Source organism: Peribacillus sp. B2I2 (assembly GCF_041261685.1).
GTDB lineage: Bacteria > Bacillota > Bacilli > Bacillales > DSM-1321 > Peribacillus.
On record NZ_JBGCCB010000001.1, the window covers coordinates 2,401,207 to 2,424,220 of the forward strand.

Consider the following 23,014-nt stretch of genomic DNA (forward strand, 5'->3'; position numbering starts at 1 on the left):
AAGGGGGTTTTTGAATGGGTAAGGGGGATAAGTACGCCAGTTTAGCAGAAGAGATATTGGGGAAATTAGGTGGGGCATCGAATGTTGCCGATGCTGCACATTGTATGACCAGACTAAGGGTAATGCCAATCGATCGTTCAAAAGTAAACATGGATGATATAAAAAACACGGACGGCGTTCTTGGCGTCATTGAAGAAGAAACGATCCAAATCGTCCTGGGACCAGGCGTGGTGAACAAGGTTCATACAGAATTTGAAAAGCTTCTGGAGTCTTCCGGCGGTTTGGACTTAAAAGAAGTGGCCTCGAAGAACAAATCCGAGAATGATAGGAAAAACGCCAAACCTTTTAAACTTTTTTTACGCAGGATTGCAAGCATTTTCATCCCCTTAATTCCCGCGTTAGTGGCATCAGGTTTGATTACCGGTATTACAAAAGCGATCGTTCAAGCGGGCTGGCTTGCAGCAGAGTCGCAATTAGCCATCATTTTAACCGTTATCGGGTCAGGGCTCTTTGCCTATTTGGGAATTTTGGTTGGGACCAATGCGGCAAAGGAATACGGCGGATCACCTGCACTTGGTGCAGTAGCGGGTATCTTGGTCATCAATCCGGCAGTCGGCGACATTTCATTGTTCGGTGAAAATTTACTTCCTGGCCGCGGTGGGTTGATAGGAGTCCTTTTTGCTGCTATCTTCATAGCCTTGGTGGAAAAACAGGTCAGGAAATTCATTCCGCAATCACTGGATATCATTTTGACGCCAACCATCGCTTTACTCATTACCGGGATTGTCACTTACATTGTTTTTATGCCGGTAGGAGGGTTTTTATCGGATGCCATTACGACAGGGTTATTGAATATATTGGATATCGGCGGTGTTGTAGCAGGATTCGTGCTTGGTGCGGCATTCCTACCTCTCGTCATTACTGGTTTACATCAAGGTTTAACGCCAGTTCATCTAGAATTGATCAATTCGATTGGAGATGATCCACTGCTACCCATTTTGGCAATGGGAGGTGCAGGGCAAGTAGGAGCGGCATTTGCCATCTATATGAAAACGAAGAAAGCTAGTTTAAAGAGAGCAATCGGCGGGGGTCTTCCTTCAGGGATGCTTGGTATCGGCGAACCGCTTATATTTGGAGTGACGCTGCCACTGGGCCGGCCTTTCTTAACCGCCTGTTTAGGTGCAGGAGTAGGTGGGGCATTCCAAGCTCATTTCGGAATCGCAACGTCGTCAATCGGTGTTTCTGGACTACCGCTTACCTTTTTAGTGCATCCAAACCAAATCGGTCTGTTCCTCGTAGGGTTGTTTATTTCCTATATAGCAGGATTTGTTTTTACGTATTTGTTTGGATTTAAAGATGAAATGGCAGTAGAATTCAAGTGATTGGAATCTCTTTTTATTTACAGGATCCACATGCAGAAGCACAAATTATCCATGCCGCCAACCTAGGAGTGAAGAGGGCATTTACCTCGCTTCATATTCCTGAAGAAAAGGGTGACCTCGTAAAGAGGATGATCAAGCTTTTAAAGCTTTCAGAGTCCTATGGAATGGAAATCCATGCAGATGTATCATTAAACACGCTTAATCATTTGGGGATTAGCAAACTTGAGGATTTATGGCCATTAGGGATTAAAGGTATTCGCCTTGATGATGGGTTTGATCAAGAAGCGGTTACATCTTTATCTAAGGTGTTTTCCCTCTCACTGAATGCAAGTACGTGGAATGAAGTTGAACTTCTAGCCGTGCTTGGGAGCGGGGTGGAACCGGAAAGTTTGATAGCATGGCACAACTTTTATCCAAGGCGTGAAACGGGACTTGAGGAAGAATTCTTTCATGTGCAAAATCGTATGTTCAAGAAATACGGCATACCGATTTTTGCTTTCATCCCGGGTGCTGGGAGTAAACGCGGCCCACTGCATGAGGGCCTTCCAACGCTTGAAAAACACAGGTTGATGAATCCATATGCTGCCGGTGTTGAGCTGTTTCAGCATGTGGAGGGAGTTTTCGTTGGAGATCAAGGAACGGAGAATAATTTGCTTGAGAATCTAATTACCTATAAAAGTCTAAATATTCTATCTATTAGAGTGAAATCCCGACTCTTGCAAAGCGGTCAGTTTAAATTGAGGCCAGATGTTTCTCAAGATGTTTTCCGGCTGCAAAATACCCGAGTCACAGTAAATGTTGAACCGAGTAATACTGTTGCACGCACCCTTGGATCCATAACGATGGACAATGATGGATACGGTCGATATCGGGGAGAGGTTCAAATTTGCAGGAGAGACCTGGAGGCAAGTCATCGGGTCAATGTGATAGGGCGAATTATAGAAGAAGATATTCCCTTGCTGTCCCTTCTAAAGCCTGGTCAAACGATAAAACTTATAATTGAGTGACCAATTGGGCTCTGAAAATCAATTATACAGGGATAAATGGATATATTCATGAAGGCTTGTTAAAAGAAGGCGGCTGATGGGGTTCCGGATGCTGCCTTGATTTCTTTTTAGGACCTAAATAGCTCATTTCCAATCTCATCCTTTCAGGGTTATGGATATGGAATTGTTACTAACAGAACTAAAAAGTATACAAGGGAGGAAGCCTAAATGATAAAAAGGATATGTGCCCCTGCTGGAATCGCATTATTCTTGGTTTTATCCAGTCTGGGAGGGAATGCGACAGCAAAGGGATCAGAGAATGAGAATGAAAAATCAGTATCGGAAATTCAGGAAATCGTAGAAAACATGACAATCGATGAAAAAGTCGGTCAAATGCTCATGCCGGATTTTCGCAATTGGCAAAAACAAGGAGAAGATAAAGCTACAGGGTTTACTGAAATGAACTCAGAAGTTGCAAGCATCATCAAAAAATATCATCTGGGCGGTGTGATTCTGTTTGCTGAAAATGTAGTCGATACCGAACAAACTGTTCGGCTCACGGATGGTTTGCAAATGGCAACCCCAGACCTTCCGCTGTTCATTACGATTGATCAGGAAGGAGGAATCGTAACTCGCCTTCAAACTGGAACGAACCTTCCTGGTAATATGGCGCTTGGTGCAGCCAGAAATGGAAATTACGCTTATCAAACTGGAGAAATCATTGGAAAGGAACTTTCGTCACTTGGCATAAATGTCAATTTTGGGCCGTCTGTCGATGTCAATAATAATCCCGGAAATCCAGTTATTGGCGTTCGTTCCTTCAGTTCTGATCCAGAACTTGTATCAAAGCTTGGCATTCAGACGATAAAAGGATTGCAAAACCAGAACATGATAGCAACGACCAAGCATTTTCCTGGTCATGGAGATACAGCAGTCGATAGTCATTATGGACTCCCACTTGTCTCTCATGATAAAGAGCGTTTGCGATCCATAGAGTTGGTTCCTTTCCAAAAGGCCATCGATGCTGGAGTGGATATGATGATGACTGCACATGTTCAATTTCCTGCATTCGATGACACTACGTATATCAGTAAAAATGACGGACAAGAAATTATGGTTCCTGCAACGTTGTCACATAAGGTCATAACCGGTCTTTTACGTGAAGAAATGGGTTTTGACGGTGTTGTGGTCACAGATGCTTTGAATATGAAAGCCATTGCGGACAACTTCGGACAGGAAGAAGCTGTTGTCCTTGCCCTGAAATCGGGTGTTGATATTGCGTTAATGCCTGCACAAGTAAATTCGCTACAAATGGAAAAGAATATAACCTCTGTATTCCATGCAGTGAAGGCAGCAGTGGAAAGCGGCGAACTTCCTCTAAGTCAAGTCAATCAATCCGTAACAAGGATACTTGAACTGAAAGTGAAAAGAGGGATATTAAACCCTGATAATACTCTGATCGATAAAAAAATCGAAACCGCGCTTCAAGTGGTCGGGAATGAAGAGCATTTAAAAAAAGAAAGGAAAATCGCGGAAGATGCCATCACTCTATTGAAAAATGAAGATAGAACATTGCCTTTCAAACCTAAGAAAAATGATAAAGTTTTAGTTCTTGCCCCTTTTGATGATCAAGTTGAATCCATGTCAAGGAGCATCCTAGAATTAGCTGATAAAAAGAAAATAAAGAAAGTCCAAATAACGGGTATGAGTTTTTCAGGAAAGTCATTTACAGTTGAAGTGGCTAAACTAATCGATGAATCGGATTTTGTCTTAACCGGTTCCTATGTTGTCAAAAACGATCCGGCTGTAAATGATGGAGTGATCGATGATAGCATTCAAGATTCGTCGAAGTGGGCAACAGCCTTCCCAAGAGCGATCATGAACCATGCTAATAAGAAGGATAAAGAATTTGTTTTAATGAGTTTAAGAAACCCGTATGATGTTGCAAACTTTGAAGAAGCGAAAGCGGTTCTTACTGTTTACGGGTTCAAAGGTTATTCGAATGGGCGTTATAGACAGCCGAATATCCCGGCAGGCATCTCGACCATTTTTGGAGAATCAAAACCTAAAGGCACGTTGCCGGTCGATATACCATCAGTGACTAAGCCCTCTGAAAGGATTTATAAATTTGGATATGGATTAGATATTAAATCAGGAAGATCCATTAAAAAATAGGGAGGGAAGCAATTTGAAAAGAATGATTATCTTATTTACCATTTGCATGCTTTCTTTCGGCATCGTTTCCTCAAAAAGTGTAACCGCTGTTAAAGAGAAGAAAAAACAAAAAGTCAATCCCGGTATTGAAGTCCTTTTAAAAGAAGAAAAGGACGTGTTAAGCGGAAAGAAAGTCGGTTTGATCACGAATCCAACTGGCATCGATTCTAAATTAACCAGCATCGTAGATCTACTTCATGATGATCCGGATATTAATTTGACAGCGTTATTCGGTCCTGAACATGGAGTGCGAGGAGATGCGCAAGCAGGTGCAAGCGTTGAATATTATATTGATGAAAAAACAGGGTTGCCCGTTTATAGCTTATATGGCAAAACGAAAAAACCGACGCCCGAAATGTTAAAAGATGTTGAGGTCCTTGTCTTTGATATCCAGGATGTCGGAACACGCTATTACACGTATATCTACACGATGGCTTATGCAATGGAAGCAGCCAAAGAAAATGATATCCCCTTCATCGTGCTGGACCGGCCGAACCCACAAGGCGGGGAGTCGGTAGATGGACCGGTGCTTGAACCTGAATTCTCATCGTTTGTTGGTTTGTACCCAATACCGCTTAAGCATGGGATGACTGTTGGGGAACTCGCGACTTTGTTCAATAAGGAATTTAAAATTGGTGCAGATCTAAAGGTCATCAAGATGAAAGGCTGGAAGCGAGATATGGATTATGACGATACTGGGCTTCCTTTTGTCTTGCCGTCACCGAATATGCCGACAGTCTCCACTACATTTGTATATCCGGCTACAGGCTTGATCGAGGGAACGAATGTCTCGGAAGGCAGAGGAACGACTAAACCATTCGAGTTGATTGGTGCTCCTTATATAAACGGTGATGAGCTTGCTGGGAAATTAAATGCTCTTCGTTTACCTGGTGTAAAATTCAGGGCAGCCTCTTTTACACCTATGTTTTCAAAGCATGCAGGTAAACTTAGCCACGGAGTGGAAATTTATATAACGGATAGAGAGGAATTCAAGGCTGTCCCTACTGGACTTCACATCATCAAGACCATTCAGGACCTATATCCTGGTGATTTCGAATTCCTTGCAGCCAACAATTTCAATTTATTGATTGGAAATGGCTGGGTAAGGTCCAGAATTGAAGAAGGTTCTTCAGTAAATGAAATTATAAAAGAATATCAAGAAAAGCAGGATGCTTTTAAAAAGGTTCGCAAAAATTACTTACTCTATAAATAAGTGGAGAAAAAGGAAAAGTCCATTTGGACTTTTCTTTTTTTTATGAACATTAGAAGGAGGAGTAAATCGCTAAGACTTTTTTCCTGAATATAGTCAATTTATTAATGAAATGAAGTTCTAAAATGGAAGGAACAGTTGTCTAATAGAATATGGGGTTTGCCCTAAATCAGTAATTGTCAGGAGGAAAGCGGAATGAAAAAATATCTTCAAAAAATTGGACGTTCCTTGATGCTGCCAGTAGCCGTATTACCGGCAGCCGCCATTTTAATGGGGATCGGTTATTGGATAGACCCAGCAGGATGGGGAGCGGAAAGTCCGTTAGCGGCTTTCTTAATCAAAGCAGGGTCTTCCATCATTGACAATATGGCTATCTTGTTTGCTGTTGGAGTGGCGTTGGGGATGTCGAAAGGAAAAGATGGAGCCGCCGCTTTGAGCGGGCTGGTAGCCTATCTAGTCGTAACGACATTGCTTTCCACGGACTCGGTAGCGATGCTGCAGGGAATTGATGTAAAAGATGTAAACCCAGCATTTGAGAAAATAGAAAATGCATTTGTCGGAATCCTCTCGGGTCTAATAGCGGCAGCTATGTTTAATCGGTTCAGTAAGGTCGAACTGCCGGATGCATTCGCTTTCTTTAGCGGTAAACGCCTTGTCCCGATCCTTACTGCGGTTGCCATGTTACTGGTTTCTCTTATATTATTCTTCGTTTGGCCACTCATCTATTCCTGGTTAGTAATATTTGGGGAAGGAATAAGTGAATTAGGTGCTGCTGGAGCAGGACTCTATGGATTCTTCAATCGGCTTTTGATACCAACAGGTTTACATCATGCGTTAAACTCCGTATTCTGGTTTGATGTAATAGGTCTTAACGATATCGGTAAATTCTGGGCTGGAACAGGAATAAAAGGAACCACGGGTATGTATCAAGCCGGATTCTTTCCCGTCATGATGTTCGGTTTACCGGCTGCGGCTCTTGCCATGTACCATACAGCAAAATCACGGAAGAAAAAACAAGTGGCTTCATTAATGCTTGCAGCCGGTTTCGCTTCATTTTTCACAGGCGTCACTGAACCGTTGGAATTTGCTTTCATGTTTGTTGCACCAGCCCTTTTTGTTGTGCATGCCTTATTAACAGGAATATCGTTAGCTATTGCTGCGACTTTCCAATGGACAGCAGGGTTCGGTTTTAGTGCAGGATTCATTGACTTTGTTTTAAGTTCAAGATTGCCAATGGCAAATGAACCTTATATGCTACTTCTTCAAGGACTTGCTTTTGCTGTCATCTACTATTTCTTATTCCGATTCTTGATAACAAGGTTCAATTTAATGACTCCCGGCAGAGAAGATGATACAGAAGATGAGCTTGATGGTGAAGGAGTGATTGCGGAGGCAGACAACAGTCAAGGCGGGAATAATGAGAGTAAATTCTTTAGGATGGCTTCTGTTATTTATGAGGGATTAGGCGGAGACGCCAACGTAACATCTGTAGATAACTGCGTTACCCGATTAAGGGTTGAGGTGGAGAATATGGGAGCTGTCGATCAGAATAAAATCAAATCAACAGGGGTTGCTGGAATCAATATCGTGGGTCCCCAAAGCATTCAAGTCATCGTAGGGACACAGGTACAATTTATAGCAGATGAAATTGAAAAGATCCGACGGCATTAGGTCGGGATAAACTGCATATTGGCTTCCAATTCCCCCTTTAATGCAACTGTTTGTTTAATGTAAATGGGATGGATACACTAACTCTACGATCAGTTTTAAGTTTCCTTATCATTCTGATCGTAGAGATATTTATGATAACGTACTGTTTCATAGGTACCAATCAATTGATGTGAATCAAATCATTTCCTAATCTTAGATATATCTTATTAATCTCTGCTTTTAAATTAGAATAAAACGAATCAATGTTCTATAATATAAGGGTATTGAATAAAGGATTTGCAATGAAGTTTGGAGAATTACTAAATGAAGCTCGTCCGCATTCATTTGAATAGTAAGGATTTCATCGATAATGTAGGCTGTAGCTGTATACATAAAGACAACCTTAAAGAACACGATCGAATAGGGTACTTCGTTTTGAGCAAAGGATATCTTTGAATTTTTCTACCTTTTAGTATAGGAGAGGTTCAGATCATGTATAAACAAAAAACCAAAGAAACTGACAGTAGTGTCATTGAGTTCATTGAGAACGTCGATAATCCTAAAAAGCGTGAAGATGCATATCAATTATTGGATGTTTTTGCCAAGACGACAGGTTATGAGGCAAAGATGTGGGGACCGAGCATCATTGGATTCGGTATCTATCATTATAAATATGAATCTGGTCACGAAGGCGATGCCCCTCTGGTTGGCTTTTCACCCCGAAAAGCAAAAATCAGTTTATATTTTTCTACGGGTGACAAAAAAAGGGAAGAATTGTTACAGGCATTTGGAAAACACACTTCTGGAAAAGGGTGTGTGTACATCAATAAAGTGGCAGATATCGAAATTGATGTTTTGAAAGAATTGATTAATCAGTCTCTCAAGTTTTTGAGAGAAAAGTATCCAAACAATGAAGTGAAATAAAGCGGTTGATCAATTTAATATTTGTTTCAGAGAACAAGAAAGCGAGAGGGAACCGAAAATGAGAAAAATTAAAGTGGGTTTAGTTGGGTATGGATTATCGGGCTCTACATTTCACGCGCCTTTACTAAGTGTTTTAGGGCAATTTCAAATAGTGAAAGTTGTCAGCTCCCAAAAGGAAAAAGTCCTAAAAGATTTGAAGGATGTGGAAGTGGTAGGCAGCTTGGAGGAAATACTTGAAGACTCGTCAATCGATTTGGCCGTTATTACGACACCGAGTGGTTTACATTATGAAATGGCCAAGCAAAGCTTGTTAGCCGGGAAGCATGTCATCCTTGAAAAGCCGATGGTAGTGGAAGCCTGGGAGGCAGAGGAGCTCATTAAGATTGCAGAGGAAAAGAATCTGCTCTTAAGTGTTTATCATAACAGGAGATGGGATAATGACTTTTTGACGGTGAAAAAACTTATGGATGATGGAGTGCTTGGGGAAATCAATACATACCAAGTCCATTATGATCGGTTTAGGCCAATGGTCAGGGATAGATGGAGGGAAAAACCAGGCCCGGGGTCAGGTATCCTATTTGATCTAGGTTCACATCTCATCGATCAAGCCATGCATTTGTTTGGGGTGCCGCAGTTCGTTTGGGCAGATGTATTTTCGCAAAAAGAAAATGCAGAAACTGATGATTATTTCCATGTGATATTAGGATATGAAAAGCTGAGAGTTATATTGCATTCAGGTTCAATCGTCCCGACTAATGGACCTCGTTTTCAGGTTCATGGAAGTAAAGGATCATTTATAAAGTCCGGTAATGATTGCCAAGAGGCCGACCTAAGTGATGGTAAAAAACCGATTGATGACTCTTGGGGTGCAGATGCTCCTGAATTTTATGGTAAGCTGGTTACGGTTGAAGGAGAAAATGAGACACATGAAACCATTGAAACACTGCATGGTTCTTATTTAACGTATTACCAGGCAGTTGCCGATAGTATATTGAGCGGAAAAAAAGCTCCAGTCACTGCCGAAGAGGGACTAGCCGTCATTAAAATCATTGATGCGGCTTTTGAAAGCAGTAAATTGAGGAAAGCCGTTTATATTAAATGAAATTAATTTTCCCCTTATAACAATTTGAAGAACTATAAGCGGCCTTAACCTCTTTCAAGAGGAAAAAGGCCGCTTTTTATTATCGACAAATGTATGATTTCCTGGTTTATTAGGGAAATCATTAACTTAAGGAACATATGAAGCATTTACTCGTGAATTTGGAGCAAATACTCGTGAAATTCGTACATTTACTCGTGAATTCGAAGCAAATACTCGTGAATTCGAACGTTACGCAAGATTTCGAGCTGTAAATGCATAAGTTTGGCCCCAATACGGTAGAGGGTAGCAATACTCGTGAATTTAAGCCAAATACTCGTGAATTCGAACGTTGAGCAAGATTTCGAGCTGTAAATGCATAAGTTTGGAGCAAAAATTAGAGAGTTGGAAGCAAATACTCGTGAATTCGAACGTATTACTCGTGATTAAACTGAATGAAGGATCACGATTACAAGAGGAAAGGATATAAAAATCCTAATGAAAAACCCCGAATAGCGCTGCTACTCGGGGTTTTATCATGCTATAAAACTTGAAATGCCTTTTTGAGTTCTAGGATAATGCCTTTGCATGAAGAGATCGCTTTTGCCAAGCCATGGTAATCATCAAAGTAATGATTAAGAGGAAAAGGCCCAACATGAACGGATAGGTGATGTGGATATCATACATCATTCCGGCAAGTGTGGGTCCAAGCACATTTCCGATACTCATATACGCATTATTCATACCCATTGCAAATCCCTGCTCATTCCCTGCCATTTTGGAAATCAGTGTGTTAAGAACTGGCCGTAAAATGGAAGTGGAAAGGAAGATAATAAGTGAGATTAAAAAGAAAATCAGGTAACTTGAAGCAAAAAGTGATAGAAGGAAACCTATGGCTGCAACACTGATAAAGATATTCAGCACATTCACTTCCCCAAAACGCCGTACAATCCGGTCGACGACAAACAATTGTACGATTACACTGACGATACCTGTTGCAGTAACCATGACAGCGATGTCCTTAGGACTTGAGTTGAATTGATTATCAAGATAAAGACCAATTACAGACTCATATGCCATTAATCCAAAGCTCATTACAAGAGTAATGATAAGTGGAATGAAATAGGGCATTTTCACGGATAAGGCAATCTTCCGAACCATTGTTTCAGTTTCTGCATCCATGGATTGAGTAACTTGTGCCGTTTCGCTTTCTTTTAATACAAAAATCGAAAATACCACTGCTGATAGGGATACCAGTGCAGAAATTAAAAAGGGAAACTTCAGGCCAAAGTCAGCTAAAAACCCTCCAATTCCTGGACCGACTACAATTCCTAGGGACATAGCGGCAGATACTAAACTATTGCCTTTAGCGCGTTGATCAAATGTGGTGATGTCAGCTACATAAGCAAATATTGCGGGTATAAGCAAAGCGGCTCCAATCCCACCGATGATACGCGACGCATACAATAACCAAATGGAATTGACTGCATAAAAAATAAACATGGATAATGTCAAACCGACCAATCCATAAATAATCATTTTTCTGCGCCCGAATTGGTCAGTCCATTTTCCGGCAATTGGCGAAAAGATAAGTTGTGCACCTGCGAAAATGGCGATCATTAGGCCAGCGGCGGTTCCGCCTTGATTAATGGAGGCCAAGTATGCAGGTAAAATGGGAATGATGATACCGAAACTTCCTATTGCTATAAACATATTGATCATAAGGATTATGATCTTTTTACGTTGCTCTGCTGACATGGACAGCCTCTCTCTCTTTAAAAAATCAATAACCATTTTAGTTCGCATGGTTAATTTTTTGATACGTTAATTATGTTATAGTTTTAGATAGATAGTTGTCAATAAGAAAGGATTGTCAAACATGCATTCAAGTGAATTGTATAATTTACATATAGAGATTAAAGAACTAAGCAGCCTCTCACAGGAAATGGTGGAACCGTTATTGGTTAAATACGATTTAACTTCTGTACAGTACCGTGCATTGCAATTAATAGTCTTAAATGAATCCATAGCTGTTAAAAATGTTTCGAATCATTTGAAGATTAAACCTGCAGCAGGAACTGCGCTAATTGACCGGCTTGAACGGAAGGATTTGATCGAAAGGGTACACAGCAAGGATGATCGGCGGGTCGTTTTTATCCAATCAACCGAAAGTGGAAAGGAAACCTACCATTCCATCAATAAGTGTTTTGCCAAAATCTTTCGTGATTTTTATAGCGTCTTAAATGAAGAGGAAACGGAAAGGCTTAAACAAATCGTTGGGAAACTGACAGAACATGTGTCGTCACGTATAGATAATAAAATATAGTCTTCTTGGAGGGGTTCCCTTATATATAGAAAGAAAAAGCACTATATTGATTTTCACGCTGGCCATTTTTATTAATTAGAGCAATGAATTCCACTATAACTTCATTGCTTTTAGGTGATTAATTATCAGAATGATTAATGATAAATGTTCCTAAACTTTTTTTCATTGTGTTCATAAAATGCCCAACGATGTAATCTGTTCACCACATACACATTCCCCGTAGACTAATTTCAGCAAATTCAATGATTCTTAAAAATGATGTCAGAAATCCATTAAAGAAGATATGATGATGGGAAATTGAATATGTATCAAAAGATTAAGAATTTTTTTTTAATGTGAAATGCAAATGGTTCATACTAATGACGGAACTTGTAAAATGATACACTCAAACAAACTGGTGTGTAGTTCTATAAGAAGATAAAAAGGTCGATTCCTTATCGTGAGGAAATCGAACTTTTTAGGTTGGAATTCTCTTAGCGGATAAACTTTCCGAAAAGGAATTTTAGGGATTAGTTGGTATATTTCCTTTGAAATGGCACGATTCCTGCATATTATTTTTGCATATATATCTAACAATTATTTATGGGGGAGGAAAAGAATAGGAAACTGATGGAAGAACAATTATTGAAAACATTTATTTGAGTACCTTATCATGTTCGATGTAATTTAGGTTTAATTTCTCAACTTTGGATACCTATAGCCCCTTGGTTATAAAACATATTGGCTAGGTTTATATGTCAGAAAATTAATCCCGATTTATATGGGCAAGGCAATGCAATTAAACTTAAAAAAGTTAGGAGATTATTAGTATGAAAATACCAGTGGAAAATATAGTAGAGTTAACTGTAGAACATCAATTCTTACAGGCTTACCCTATATTGAGTCAGTTACGAACTGATTTGACCCTAAAGGAATATCTACAATTATTAAATGATATGCGTAAGGAGGGTAAACAGCTATTTGCTTTATATCATGATACAAGCATCGTAGCTTTAGCGGGTATTAGCTGGCGTGAAGATTTATATAATGAACGCTATGTGTTTGTACAAGATTTGGTTACTGATGTAAATCATCGTCCTAGTGGCCTTGGATATAGTCTGCTTAGTTATATACATAATTGGGCAAAAGAAAATGGTGCTGAATATATTTCATTGGAATCGTGAATTCGGCGCGTTTTTTAGGAGGCTAGTACCTATTAGGTGCAGCCTTTTTTTTCGTACAAAACAAGTTAAAGGGATCCAAATGAAAAATGAAATGAGTCAGGAAGAATACTATGCACCTATTCAAAGGGGGAGGTGCCCTGCTGGAATTTATGATTGAAATTATCCTATGAATAAATGCATAAATTGCCAATATACGCATAATTTTGACTGAACCTTTATTTAATTGTACCGAATTACCTAATAAATTTACTGATTTATTTTTTTGTAATACTTTATATATTTAAATTTTAAGAGCAATTACTTAGGTAGGCTTATATCAGTCTGTATACTGGCAGGTAGATTAATCAACGAGGGCTTCTAAATGAAAGATTCGATTTAGTGTAATAAATATAAGTTATTTTAGATAAACTTGGTTTTTTACCACTAGCATAGACTGATACGTGGTAAGCGTGTTTTCCGGAATGATATGCTGCAATTAAACTATTTGGACTGCCAGCGAGTGCGGATGCCAGTGCAGTAGCTACTCCTGCTGGTGCTGTTGGACCACCTGCAAACACAAGAGTACTTACGATGCTTAACCATGTTGTTCCCTTTTGATAAGCCTTTACCATCTTTCCTAATTGGGCATTTGTTAGTTTAGCTTGATGAGCAATAGGTTTGCTCATTTCAATAATGCTTGCAGTTGGTTGTATTTGTATAAAATCTCCACTAATTAAATTGACTTCTACGATTGGGTTTACTGCTGTTGATGAAGGTGTTAATTCAATTTTCTCTTCTGTGAATGCATTAGGAACATTAGAGACCACCAATAAACTTGTTATTAGTATTGAAAATAAGGACTTTTTCTTCATTTAATAACACTCTCTTTGTATTTTTTTGAATATTGGATATAATTTGATACTATATAACTATATAAGGGAGGTCAAGATAAATATGGAAATAAAGGAAAGAAAATATAAATCAGTGAAAATTGTACTTATCTCTACTTGTATAGGTTTAATAATAAGGATGTTTTCAGTAATTATAGCTGATCAAAAAGTATTTTCTATTTACAACATAGACATATTAATTTTAATTATAGCCATAATTGGATTAATCATATTTTTGAATAAAAAGAAAAAAATAAGATAAAATTAATAATGTATTTAGAATAAAATGTTGCAATGCTCTCTATATCCTAAAGTATCTAGAGGTTATCTTTATTTTTTATGATATATAGTACGGTAACCGACTGGAATGCTATTTTTGTATTCCCATAGGGCCTATGATTTTTTGAAATTTAGAATTTTGGAACATCTGTTACATCAATTGTCTTTTTGTATAAATCCGTGAAAAAATAAAAGGCGGGAAGAAAAACAGATTGTTTTTCTTCCCGCCTTTTATTTCATTGGACAGTCCCCAAATTGTTTAAAAGATCCCCAAACTAGATCACAATATAAGGGAGAAATTAACAATTATAGCGAAAGAAAAATAATGAATGATTTATGTATTCTGTAAATTCAAATCAAACATTATAACGTTATATTGATTAGTTCGGTAAAATATGATAATCTATTTTTGTAAAGAGAAATGAAATGAATTCTCACACAATTCAGTGTAACCGTATACAAAGTCCTTGCAATCGATAGGATGTACCGAAAAGGATGAGGGAAATGACAGATACGTTAGTTCTGAAGAATGTAAAGATGATAGAGGGATATGCAGCTGATATCATACTGGAAAATGGGATGATTAAAGAAATCGCACTTCCCGGAACTGCAACAGGAGATAAGGTAATAGATTATGATCAAAAAGTATTTGTTTCCAGCGGATGGATCGATATGCATGTACATGCTTTCCCGGAATTCGATCCTTATGGTGATGATGTTGATGAGATTGGATACAAAACTGGTGTAACAACGGTCATTGATGCGGGAAGCACGGGGGCAGATAGGATATCTGATTTGGTTAGCAGTTGTGAAAATTCCAAAACGAATGTTTTCGCCTTTCTGAATATTTCGCGGATTGGATTGAAAAGGATTGATGAGTTATCGGATATTTCATGGCTGGACGAAGGGGAGATCGGGAAGGCAATTTCCAAGTACGGGGATTTTGTCGTTGGACTAAAAGCGAGAATAAGTAAAAGTGTGGTTGGTCCAAATGGTATCGAACCATTGAAAATCGCTAGGAAGTTCTCGGTTGAAACTGATTTACCTTTAATGGTTCATATCGGTTCAGGGCCGCCTGATATTAAGGAAGTCCTTGATTTACTTGAGGAAAAGGACATTATTACACATTTCTTAAATGGTAAAGCGAATAATTTATTTGATGAAAGAGAAGAGCCACTGCCTGAGTTCAGTAAGGCGATTGAACGTGGTGTTCATTTGGATGTAGGTCATGGAACGGCAAGCTTTTCTTTTAAAACGGCAGAAACGGCGAAAAAGCGGGGAATCCGCTTCAATACGATCAGTACGGATATCTATCGGAAAAACAGAGAGAATGGCCCAGTTTTTAATATGGCACATGTGCTTACAAAATTTTTGTATCTGGGCTATCCATTAAAAGAAGTAATAGATGCCGTTACGGTCAATGCAGCATCATGGTTGCATAAACCAGAGTTAGGCAGGATTTCTGCTGGGGATATTGCGAACTTAACCTTATTCTCAATTGAGGATGAGCCGACGCTTTTATTGGATTCCGATGGCGAAAAAAGAATGGCAGAAAAAAGAGTTGTCGTAAAAGGAGTGGTTATAAATGGAGAGTACAATGAATGCTAAATACGGTTTGAAAAGAGTCATCAATGCAAGCGGAAGAATGAGCATATTGGGGGTTTCTGCCCCAACGGATACAGTGATGGACGCGATGAAAAAAGGTGGACAAAATTATGTTGAAATTTCTGATTTAGTCGATAAGTCAGGCCAGCATATAGCGAATTTGCTTCAGTCTGAAGCAGCTGTCGTCGTAAACTCGGCATCAAGTGGAATTGCCCTTTCAGTAGCGGCGATCGTTACTGGAGGAAACAGAAGAAAAAGCGAAAGGCTTCATCAAGAACCGATTAAAAAGAATGAAATCATCATGCTGAAAGGCCATAACGTTCAGTATGGTGCACCGGTTGAAACCATGATTTACCTGGGTGGCGGAAAATTGGTTGAAGTTGGGTATGCAAACGAAGGGAAAGCGGAACATATTGCGGATGCCATTAATGAAAATACTTCCGCCATTTTATACGTGAAATCACATCATACTGTTCAGAAAAATATGATATCTGTCGAAGAAGCATGGGAAGTGGCCAAAACGAATAATATCCCTCTGATTGTCGATGCAGCAGCGGAGGAAGACTTGGAGAAATATGTACAATTTGCCGACTTGGCGATTTATAGTGGATCAAAAGCTATTGAAGGACCGACATCCGGTATCGTAGCTGGCAGAAAAAAATATATCGAATGGTTAAAGGTTCAATTGCACTGTATCGGAAGGAGCATGAAGGTCGGTAAAGAAACTACCTTTGGGCTGCTTCAGGCATTGGATGAGTATTTTGTCAAAACGGATAATAGTGAAAAAGAAAAAGCTAGTTTACAAGTTCTCGCTTCACTAAACTCCATTGATGGCGTAAAAGTAACGATTGTTCAGGATGAAGCCGGTCGTGCCATATATAGGGCACGTATTTCCATTGATCCTTTGATTACGGAAACAACGGCGAAGGAAGTGAACGAGCAGCTCAGAAATGGGGATATAGCCATTTATACACGTGATTATGGGATACGGCAAGGCTTTTTCGATATAGATCCACGTCCATTGCAAGGCGATGATATAAACGTCATTGAAGCTCAATTAAGAACCATTTTAGGAGGAAAATAAGGATGACAAACATAAACAAACGGTTATTGAATGATCGTGTAGCCTTAAATGTACTAGCAAACAGTGTAGAAAATGCAGTGGAAGTCTTTGAAGCAGCGGAAGGCCATGTATTGGTTGGTGTACTCTCAAAGGATTATCCAACTGTGGAAGCTGGTGTTACAGCAATGAAAGAATACGGGGAAGCCATTGATGAGGCCGTTTCCATTGGATTGGGCGCGGGCGATAATAGACAGGCAGCAGTTGTCGCAGAAATTGCAAAATACTATCCAGGCAGTCATATTAATCAGGTTTTTCCGGCTGTAGGTGCTACAAGGGCTAATTTAGGTGAGAAGGATAGCTGGATAAATTCACTTGTTTCTCCAACGGGGAAAGTCGGTTATGTGAATATTTCCACTGGTCCTGTAAGTGCAGGTGCAAGTGAAACGGCCATTGTGCCTATCAAGGCTGCCATTGCGCTGGTTCGCGATATGGGAGGAAATGCATTGAAATACTTCCCGATGAAAGGCCTGAAGCATGAAGATGAGTATCGTGCTGTGGCAAAAGCTTGTGGTGAAGAGGGATTTGCTTTGGAACCAACAGGCGGAATCGATTTAAATAATTTCGAGACCATACTGGAAATTGCATTGGAAGCAAAAGTGCCTAAAGTCATTCCCCATGTCTATTCTTCCATCATCGATGAAGAAACTGGAAAAACGAATGGGGAGGATGTACGGAAATTATTAGCCATAACAAAACAATTGGTTGAAGAACATGCCTAAAAGGATTGTGGCATTCGGGGAAGTAATGATGCGTTTGCAGGTACCAGGGTATGAATTGCTATCACAGGCTAACACTCTGCAATACTCCTTTTCAGGCACGGGGGTAAATGTTGCTTCTGCTATGACCAAGCTTGGACATGATGGATATCTTGTTACAAAATTACCGGATAACCCCCTTGGGGATTCAGCGGTTTCGGCTTTGCAGCGCTTAGGAATTGGACGGAACTTCATCTCTAGAGGTGGAAAATACTTGGGGATGTATTTTTTGGAAAATGGTTTTGGACAGCGGGCGAGCCGTGTCACATACTCCAATCGATTGGAAAGCAGTTTTAATACAGCATACTCTTCCGATTATGATATGGATATGATTTCAGAAAATGCGGATATCATCCATTTTTGCGGAATCACGCTTGCCATGGCGGAAAATGTACGGGAAAGTATGAAGGTGCTGGCTAGAAAAGTCAAAGAAAAAGGCGGTACAGTCTGTTTCGATTGCAATTACCGCCCCTCTTTATGGGAGGGTGGTTACGCGGACGCAAAGCCTCATTATGAAGAAATGCTTTCTTTGGCTGATATCGTCATGATGAATGAAAAAGACGCACTATATATTTTAGGAATGAAGTCAGAAGGCTCCACAAGGGAAGGGCAGCTTGTTGAGTTGATCCCAAAAGTAGCAGAGACATTCAATATTCAATCGATAGCGGGGACACATCGTTCGATCAACAGCGATAATACCCATACGTTGAGGGGATATATGTATAAGGAAGGAACATTTTACTTTTCCGATATCCTATCATTTTCCGTATATGATAGAATAGGTTCTGGAGATGCCTATACCAGCGGAATCTTACATGGTGAATTACTGGGATATTCCCCTGAAAAGACAGTTCGGTTTGCGGCTGTATCAGGAATGCTGGCATGTACTGTCGTTGGAGATACTCCTTTGGCAACCGAAAAGGAGATACTTTCGGCGATGGAAGGTAAAATGGAAGATATTAAGAGATAAAAGGCAGGAGATTAGGAATGAATGTGAACAGAAAAAATGGACCGATGTATTTACAAATAAAAGAAATATTGAAGGATCGTATTTTACATGGGGTTTATGCCATCGACACAAACATTCCCTCCGAGCCTCTATTGGAAGAAGAATTTAATGTAAGTAAGGTCACTGTCCGTAATGCAATCAAAGAACTTGTGCAAGAGGGGTATGTTGAAAAGAAAAGCGGCAAAGGCACCAGGGTCATAGCTAATGGATCTATTGTCAAACTTTCTAAAGGAAAGCGTTTTACAGAGCTTTTGGTGGAAGAAGGGCACTTCATTGTAAAAAAGGTGTTAAACATAAGTCATGTTGACCTTTCTTCGGACGCTAAGCTGCATTCTTTATTTGGTGACCAATGCACAAAAATCGAACGAATATATTTATTGGACAATGAACCTTATATTTACTTTACACATTATGTTTCACTTAATATAAATCAAGAAGAGATTAAAGAGGTCCAAATCAATTCTTTGTACCGCTTTTTGGAAGATCAAAACGTCAAACTTGAAACATTCAGAGATGAGTTTGCCGTTGCTATCGCTCCGGATCACATTTGCGAAACACTGAAAATCGAAAACAATAGTCCAGTATTGAAAAGGATTCGGATTTCCAGTGATGGGGACGGAAATGTTATGGAATACAGTGAAGGGTATTACAACACGGCTAAACAGAACTACATTGTGACATATAACGAGCCGGTACAATAATCCCATTTATTGTATTGGTTTGATTGTAAGCGATTTCTTAGGGATGGGGAGAACATATGGATCTATATTTATTAGGAATCACGCTGATAGCAATCGTAATTGTTATTTTGGGGGTATCATGGTGGAAATGGCATGCATTCATAAGCTTGACTGTAGCCAGTTTATTTTTAGCGGTTTTTTCCGGACTGCCAATGGACAAGATTGTAGGAGCTTATGAAACGGGTGTCGGAGCTGTCCTTGGTCACCTTATTGGAATATTGGCCTTAGGGACCATCTTAGGAAAGATGATGTCCGACTCAGGAGCTGGTATGCAGGTAGCTGACTTTTTCATTGATAAATTCGGCGTGAAGAACCTTCCATGGGCCATGCTTTTATCTGGTTTCATCATCGGTATTCCGGTATTTTTTGAAGTTGGTTTAGTCATATTGCTGCCTTTGGTCATTTCCATTCGAAAATCAACCAAAGTGAACATCTTGTTAATAGGTATTCCCGTGCTTGCTGGTTTATCGATCGTACATGGTCTGGTACCTCCGCATCCGGGAGCCATGACAGCTATTGGAATCTATAATGCAAACATGGGACACGTACTTCTGTACTCATTGATCATCGCATTCCCGACAGCTGTAATTGCCGGACCAATATTTGCAAAATGGCTTCATAAACGGGTCATTCCTGTTGGAGAACCGGAATTGATTCGGGTGGAAACAAAGTCAAGTGGATTACCGGGGACTGGAGTTTCGTTCTTCATCATCCTTTTGCCGGTTTTGTTGATGGTTTTAACTGTAGTGGCGCCTTATCTGTCGCTACCAGGTTCCATAGAAAAATTCCTATTGTTTATCGGAAGTCCAGTGATCGCCTTATTAATCTCCTGTTTTGCAGCTTACTATTTCTTGGGTTTCAGACAGGGCATGGACAAATCGCTACTTAAAAAGTTAACGGAAGAATGCTTATTGCCATTAGCTTCCATAATCCTTATTATCGGTGCAGGTGGAGGATTCAAGCAAATTTTAATTGATAGTGGCGTAGGGACTGCAATTGCTTCCATGTCTGAAGAAATATCATTATCACCCATCGTCCTTGCATTCCTTGTGGCCGGATTGATTCGGGTTGCCACAGGTTCTGCAACAGTCGCTTTGACCACGGCAGCAGGAATTGTATCACCGGTCGTTGCCAATATGACGGGTGTTAATCTAGAATTACTCGTTATTGCCACGGGCGCAGGCTCACTTATGTTTTCCCATGTTAATGACGCCGGTTTCTGGTTAGTAAAAGAATATATGGGATTAACCGTAAAAGAAACCTTCAAAACATGGACAGTCATGGAAACCTTGCTTTCTTTCGTGGCATTCGGTCTGGTTTTAATTTTGGATATATTCATATAGTCAACAAAGGATGCAATTGTTGAATAAGTAACTTTTACCTCCGTGATATGTCTTGGGGTGACATATCACGGAGGTTTATTTATTGAAAAGCTTTCTGGGAAGGGATCTCTTCTAAAGTAAATGAAAAGGATTGAATATAGTTGCCTTAGCTATGGAAGTGATTTGACTAGTGACAAGGGCAGTTTTCACCCAGAAGACGTTTGTTTTGCTCCTCGAAGATATAAGTCCTGACAGAGACTTCTATATTGAAAGATTGACAGCTTCCCGTTTACATATTCATTCTGAATATAATCCAGTAATTCATTGGCATGGTTAGGCTTTTGACGTTTTTCCTGAATATAATGGAGAATTAAAACTTCTATATTCACACACTCACCTTACTTGACAAGTATTTTTTTCCATTAACAATATAACATGGTAATACAAAAAATATCATTTTTTGAATATTTTAACTATCGACATATTTATACAAATAAAGGAATGATTAGGAATGAACGCTGGAAAAATTGACGAATTATTATCGGGAAATGCTAAAAAGAGCTATACCGACTGATATGAGCTCTTTCCAACTTTTATTGTGCCGGCTTGCATTTAGGTCCGCCCAAGAAAAAAACCCTTGAAATTCAAGGGTTGGAGATTCAAGGGTTGGAGATAGTCCATTAAACTAGTGTTCGTCTGATTTTACAAGGAACGTTCTCTTTAGACTTGTATCTTTTGAGCAGGCAAAGGTGATAAAAGCAGTTCTGCCGCTTCTCTCTTAATGGAGAATATATAAGCTGCCAAACCTAAGAGGGCTGCAAAAATCAGCATGGCGATCGATGAACTGAAATCCCCGCCAGACAAGTCACGAAGCCATCCCATGATATAGCTCGAAAAGCCGCCCATGATATTCGTGAATCCAATTAGACCAGCGGCCCGTCCTGCCGTTTCAGGTGTTGAGTATTTTACCATGAGCATATTACTTAGATGGAACACACCGCCTTGACATCCCATTGCCAGTCCCATACATAGCCCGGCCAAAATAGGATTGGGGATGAATACCGCTACAGTCAGAAAGACAGCCGTCAATGAAAATAGAATCGAGGCCATCAAACTTGGACGTCTGGTTTTGTCAGCCAGAAAACCGCATGCCAAGACAAATCCTAAAGCGAATAGCCAGGAAAGTGAAGTAATGCTCGACATTCCTTCCTTTTCGAATCCTTTTGCTTCAATGAGGTAGGTAGGAAGCCAAATGCTGATTCCGAAAAATAAGAAGGAGCATACGAGCATGCCGAACCAAACAATCCAGAAACGATAATCTTGGGCGAAACTCTTATTCTCGGAGGCAGCTGTTTCTTTCACTTCATCATCCGTTTGGCGAATGAAAGCCAATTCCTCCTTACTTATACGGGGGTGCTCTTCTGGTGTATTCCGAGTCATAAAGATGAACATCGGGATATTTATAAATAAGTTGAATGCTGCAAGCATAAAGAAAGCTGCCTGCCAGTGGAGTAAAGATATCACGAGCACCAAGAAAATGGCTCCCATTGCCGGTCCTAAATAGTTTCCGGTAAGCCAAGATGCCTGGGCCCTCCCCAATTCCCGTTTATTAAACCAGTTAGAAATGAATTTTCCGGAAACCGGAATCATCATCCCTTCACCAAAACCAAGAATGATCCTGCTTATTAAAAACATTTCATATGAATTTGCCAGGCCTGACGTGATCATCGTGAGTGTCCAAACGAATAAACCGGCGATGGCTGTTTTACGTGCACCTAATTTATCAATGATGAAGCCCCAAAAAAGATTTGAAACTCCATAAGCAATGGTGAATACAAATGATAGAAGACCGATCTTTGCATTTTTGTCATCGCCTGTCATACCGAGTGCATGCAAGAATTCCGGATCTGTTTGAATGATGGAAATGCCAACTTTATCAATTTGTCCAAAAAACCAAAAGAAAAAAATTGGAACGGCAATATACAACCATCTTTTTTGCCCATTTAACATAATACCATCTCCTTATCGCTTTTTAACATGCCTTAAAACGCTTACATTTGAGAATAAGTGTTTTTCGGTTATCCCTTTAGAAAGGTACTAGTTTTGATTTTTCCCGCCTTTCTTTAAAATTTTGATAGATAAAAAGGAACAGAAGTGTTTTGCAAGGAAAACAAAGTTTTACTTCCTTAACGATAAATTAAAATAATTTGATTGTCAATTTAATATTTTGATAATTCTCCATTTTTAGAATAAATGATTCGATGGCCATTTTTAAATAACCCATTGGGATTCATGTTTAAAATCGACCTCCGTTGCACACTATTTTACGTTGTGGGGGAAAACATACAAGCAAATGAGTGGAAAGGCACTTATATAGGA

The 23,014-nt window shown here is 39.7% G+C and carries 19 protein-coding genes; 15 read left to right on the forward strand and 4 right to left on the reverse strand.

What is annotated here, in order from left to right:
* The first annotated feature begins 14 nt into the window (after positions 1–14).
* From ABIE66_RS12035 to ABIE66_RS12065, 7 genes are all read left to right on the forward strand, one after another.
* Complete coding sequence (locus tag ABIE66_RS12035) at positions 15–1,382, forward strand: PTS transporter subunit EIIC (protein WP_289324872.1); 1,368 nt, start codon at positions 15–17, stop codon at positions 1,380–1,382.
* A complete protein-coding gene (locus tag ABIE66_RS12040; protein ID WP_370014841.1) occupies positions 1,379–2,389 on the forward strand; it encodes a MupG family TIM beta-alpha barrel fold protein in 1,011 nt (336 codons plus the stop codon). Before ABIE66_RS12035 ends, ABIE66_RS12040 begins: the two co-directional genes overlap by 4 nt.
* A 207-nt stretch (positions 2,390–2,596) precedes the next feature.
* Positions 2,597–4,543, forward strand: a complete 1,947-nt coding sequence (locus ABIE66_RS12045; protein ID WP_370014842.1) for a glycoside hydrolase family 3 protein — start codon at positions 2,597–2,599, stop codon at positions 4,541–4,543.
* 13 nt (positions 4,544–4,556) lie between these two features.
* On the forward strand, positions 4,557–5,795 hold the full coding sequence (locus tag ABIE66_RS12050; RefSeq protein ID WP_370014843.1) for an exo-beta-N-acetylmuramidase NamZ family protein: 1,239 nt from the start codon (positions 4,557–4,559) through the stop codon (positions 5,793–5,795).
* 192 nt (positions 5,796–5,987) lie between these two features.
* Positions 5,988–7,463 (forward strand): N-acetylglucosamine-specific PTS transporter subunit IIBC, encoded by a 1,476-nt coding sequence (gene nagE, locus ABIE66_RS12055; protein ID WP_370014844.1) that lies wholly within the window; start codon positions 5,988–5,990, stop codon positions 7,461–7,463.
* Positions 7,464–7,934: 471 nt separating this feature from the next.
* Entirely contained in the window at positions 7,935–8,366 is a 432-nt protein-coding gene (locus ABIE66_RS12060) for a DUF1801 domain-containing protein (protein ID WP_370014845.1), read from the forward strand.
* Positions 8,367–8,424: 58 nt separating this feature from the next.
* A complete protein-coding gene (locus ABIE66_RS12065) occupies positions 8,425–9,468 on the forward strand; it encodes an oxidoreductase (RefSeq protein WP_370014846.1) in 1,044 nt (347 codons plus the stop codon).
* Between the two features lie 546 nt (positions 9,469–10,014).
* Here the strand turns inward: ABIE66_RS12065 and ABIE66_RS12070 are convergent.
* Positions 10,015–11,202, reverse strand: coding sequence for an MFS transporter (locus ABIE66_RS12070; RefSeq protein ID WP_370014847.1), 1,188 nt, complete (start codon positions 11,200–11,202; stop codon positions 10,015–10,017).
* Positions 11,203–11,338: 136 nt separating this feature from the next.
* Here ABIE66_RS12070 and ABIE66_RS12075 point away from each other — a divergent pair, with 136 nt between their 5' ends.
* Together ABIE66_RS12075 and ABIE66_RS12080 are read left to right on the forward strand one after the other, a co-directional pair.
* Positions 11,339–11,770, forward strand: coding sequence for a MarR family winged helix-turn-helix transcriptional regulator (locus ABIE66_RS12075; RefSeq protein WP_289324878.1), 432 nt, complete (start codon positions 11,339–11,341; stop codon positions 11,768–11,770).
* Between the two features lie 809 nt (positions 11,771–12,579).
* Positions 12,580–12,933 carry a GNAT family N-acetyltransferase gene (locus ABIE66_RS12080; protein ID WP_289324879.1) on the forward strand — a complete coding sequence of 118 codons (354 nt, stop codon included), beginning with the start codon at positions 12,580–12,582 and terminating at the stop codon, positions 12,931–12,933.
* Positions 12,934–13,277: 344 nt separating this feature from the next.
* On the opposite strand, the gene ABIE66_RS12085 is transcribed toward ABIE66_RS12080, so the two are convergent.
* Positions 13,278–13,784 carry a hypothetical protein gene (locus ABIE66_RS12085; protein WP_370014849.1) on the reverse strand — a complete coding sequence of 169 codons (507 nt, stop codon included), beginning with the start codon at positions 13,782–13,784 and terminating at the stop codon, positions 13,278–13,280.
* 801 nt (positions 13,785–14,585) lie between these two features.
* Between ABIE66_RS12085 and ABIE66_RS12090 the strand changes: the two genes are divergently transcribed.
* From ABIE66_RS12090 to ABIE66_RS12115, 6 genes are read left to right on the forward strand one after another with little or no spacing between them, the layout of a single operon-like run.
* Positions 14,586–15,689 (forward strand): amidohydrolase/deacetylase family metallohydrolase, encoded by a 1,104-nt coding sequence (locus tag ABIE66_RS12090; RefSeq protein ID WP_370014850.1) that lies wholly within the window; start codon positions 14,586–14,588, stop codon positions 15,687–15,689.
* A complete protein-coding gene (locus ABIE66_RS12095) occupies positions 15,667–16,770 on the forward strand; it encodes a DgaE family pyridoxal phosphate-dependent ammonia lyase (protein WP_370014851.1) in 1,104 nt (367 codons plus the stop codon). Before ABIE66_RS12090 ends, ABIE66_RS12095 begins: the two co-directional genes overlap by 23 nt.
* A gap of 2 nt (positions 16,771–16,772) precedes the next feature.
* Entirely contained in the window at positions 16,773–17,528 is a 756-nt protein-coding gene (gene dagF / locus ABIE66_RS12100; RefSeq protein ID WP_370014852.1) for a 2-dehydro-3-deoxy-phosphogluconate aldolase, read from the forward strand.
* Positions 17,521–18,534 (forward strand): sugar kinase, encoded by a 1,014-nt coding sequence (locus ABIE66_RS12105; protein ID WP_370014854.1) that lies wholly within the window; start codon positions 17,521–17,523, stop codon positions 18,532–18,534. The genes dagF and ABIE66_RS12105 overlap by 8 nt, the downstream gene beginning before the upstream one ends.
* Positions 18,535–18,551: 17 nt before the next feature.
* Complete coding sequence (locus ABIE66_RS12110; protein ID WP_289324885.1) at positions 18,552–19,274, forward strand: GntR family transcriptional regulator; 723 nt, start codon at positions 18,552–18,554, stop codon at positions 19,272–19,274.
* A 56-nt stretch (positions 19,275–19,330) separates the two neighbouring features.
* Positions 19,331–20,656 carry a GntT/GntP/DsdX family permease gene (locus tag ABIE66_RS12115; protein ID WP_289316590.1) on the forward strand — a complete coding sequence of 442 codons (1,326 nt, stop codon included), beginning with the start codon at positions 19,331–19,333 and terminating at the stop codon, positions 20,654–20,656.
* A gap of 185 nt (positions 20,657–20,841) precedes the next feature.
* On the opposite strand, the gene yppF is transcribed toward ABIE66_RS12115, so the two are convergent.
* The gene (yppF, locus tag ABIE66_RS12120) at positions 20,842–21,024 is read right to left on the reverse strand and encodes a YppF family protein (protein ID WP_081112928.1); all 183 of its coding nucleotides are present in this window, start codon (positions 21,022–21,024) and stop codon (positions 20,842–20,844) included.
* A gap of 331 nt (positions 21,025–21,355) precedes the next feature.
* Positions 21,356–22,645, reverse strand: coding sequence for an MFS transporter (locus ABIE66_RS12125; protein WP_289324886.1), 1,290 nt, complete (start codon positions 22,643–22,645; stop codon positions 21,356–21,358).
* Positions 22,646–23,014 lie beyond the last annotated feature (369 nt).

What these genes read in the sequence shown, in the direction of transcription:
- ABIE66_RS12035 (WP_289324872.1), top strand. Translation starts at nt 15, where the DNA reads ATGGGTAAGGGGGATAAGTACGCCAGTTTAGCAGAAGAGATATTGGGG.
- ABIE66_RS12045 (WP_370014842.1), top strand. Translation starts at nt 2,597, where the DNA reads ATGATAAAAAGGATATGTGCCCCTGCTGGAATCGCATTATTCTTGGTT.
- nagE (WP_370014844.1), top strand. Translation starts at nt 5,988, where the DNA reads ATGAAAAAATATCTTCAAAAAATTGGACGTTCCTTGATGCTGCCAGTA.
- ABIE66_RS12060 (WP_370014845.1), top strand. Translation starts at nt 7,935, where the DNA reads ATGTATAAACAAAAAACCAAAGAAACTGACAGTAGTGTCATTGAGTTC.
- ABIE66_RS12065 (WP_370014846.1), top strand. Translation starts at nt 8,425, where the DNA reads ATGAGAAAAATTAAAGTGGGTTTAGTTGGGTATGGATTATCGGGCTCT.
- ABIE66_RS12070 (WP_370014847.1), bottom strand. Translation starts at nt 11,202, where the DNA reads ATGTCAGCAGAGCAACGTAAAAAGATCATAATCCTTATGATCAATATG.
- ABIE66_RS12080 (WP_289324879.1), top strand. Translation starts at nt 12,580, where the DNA reads ATGAAAATACCAGTGGAAAATATAGTAGAGTTAACTGTAGAACATCAA.
- ABIE66_RS12085 (WP_370014849.1), bottom strand. Translation starts at nt 13,784, where the DNA reads ATGAAGAAAAAGTCCTTATTTTCAATACTAATAACAAGTTTATTGGTG.
- ABIE66_RS12090 (WP_370014850.1), top strand. Translation starts at nt 14,586, where the DNA reads ATGACAGATACGTTAGTTCTGAAGAATGTAAAGATGATAGAGGGATAT.
- ABIE66_RS12095 (WP_370014851.1), top strand. Translation starts at nt 15,667, where the DNA reads ATGGAGAGTACAATGAATGCTAAATACGGTTTGAAAAGAGTCATCAAT.
- dagF (WP_370014852.1), top strand. Translation starts at nt 16,773, where the DNA reads ATGACAAACATAAACAAACGGTTATTGAATGATCGTGTAGCCTTAAAT.
- ABIE66_RS12105 (WP_370014854.1), top strand. Translation starts at nt 17,521, where the DNA reads ATGCCTAAAAGGATTGTGGCATTCGGGGAAGTAATGATGCGTTTGCAG.
- ABIE66_RS12110 (WP_289324885.1), top strand. Translation starts at nt 18,552, where the DNA reads ATGAATGTGAACAGAAAAAATGGACCGATGTATTTACAAATAAAAGAA.
- ABIE66_RS12115 (WP_289316590.1), top strand. Translation starts at nt 19,331, where the DNA reads ATGGATCTATATTTATTAGGAATCACGCTGATAGCAATCGTAATTGTT.
- ABIE66_RS12125 (WP_289324886.1), bottom strand. Translation starts at nt 22,645, where the DNA reads ATGTTAAATGGGCAAAAAAGATGGTTGTATATTGCCGTTCCAATTTTT.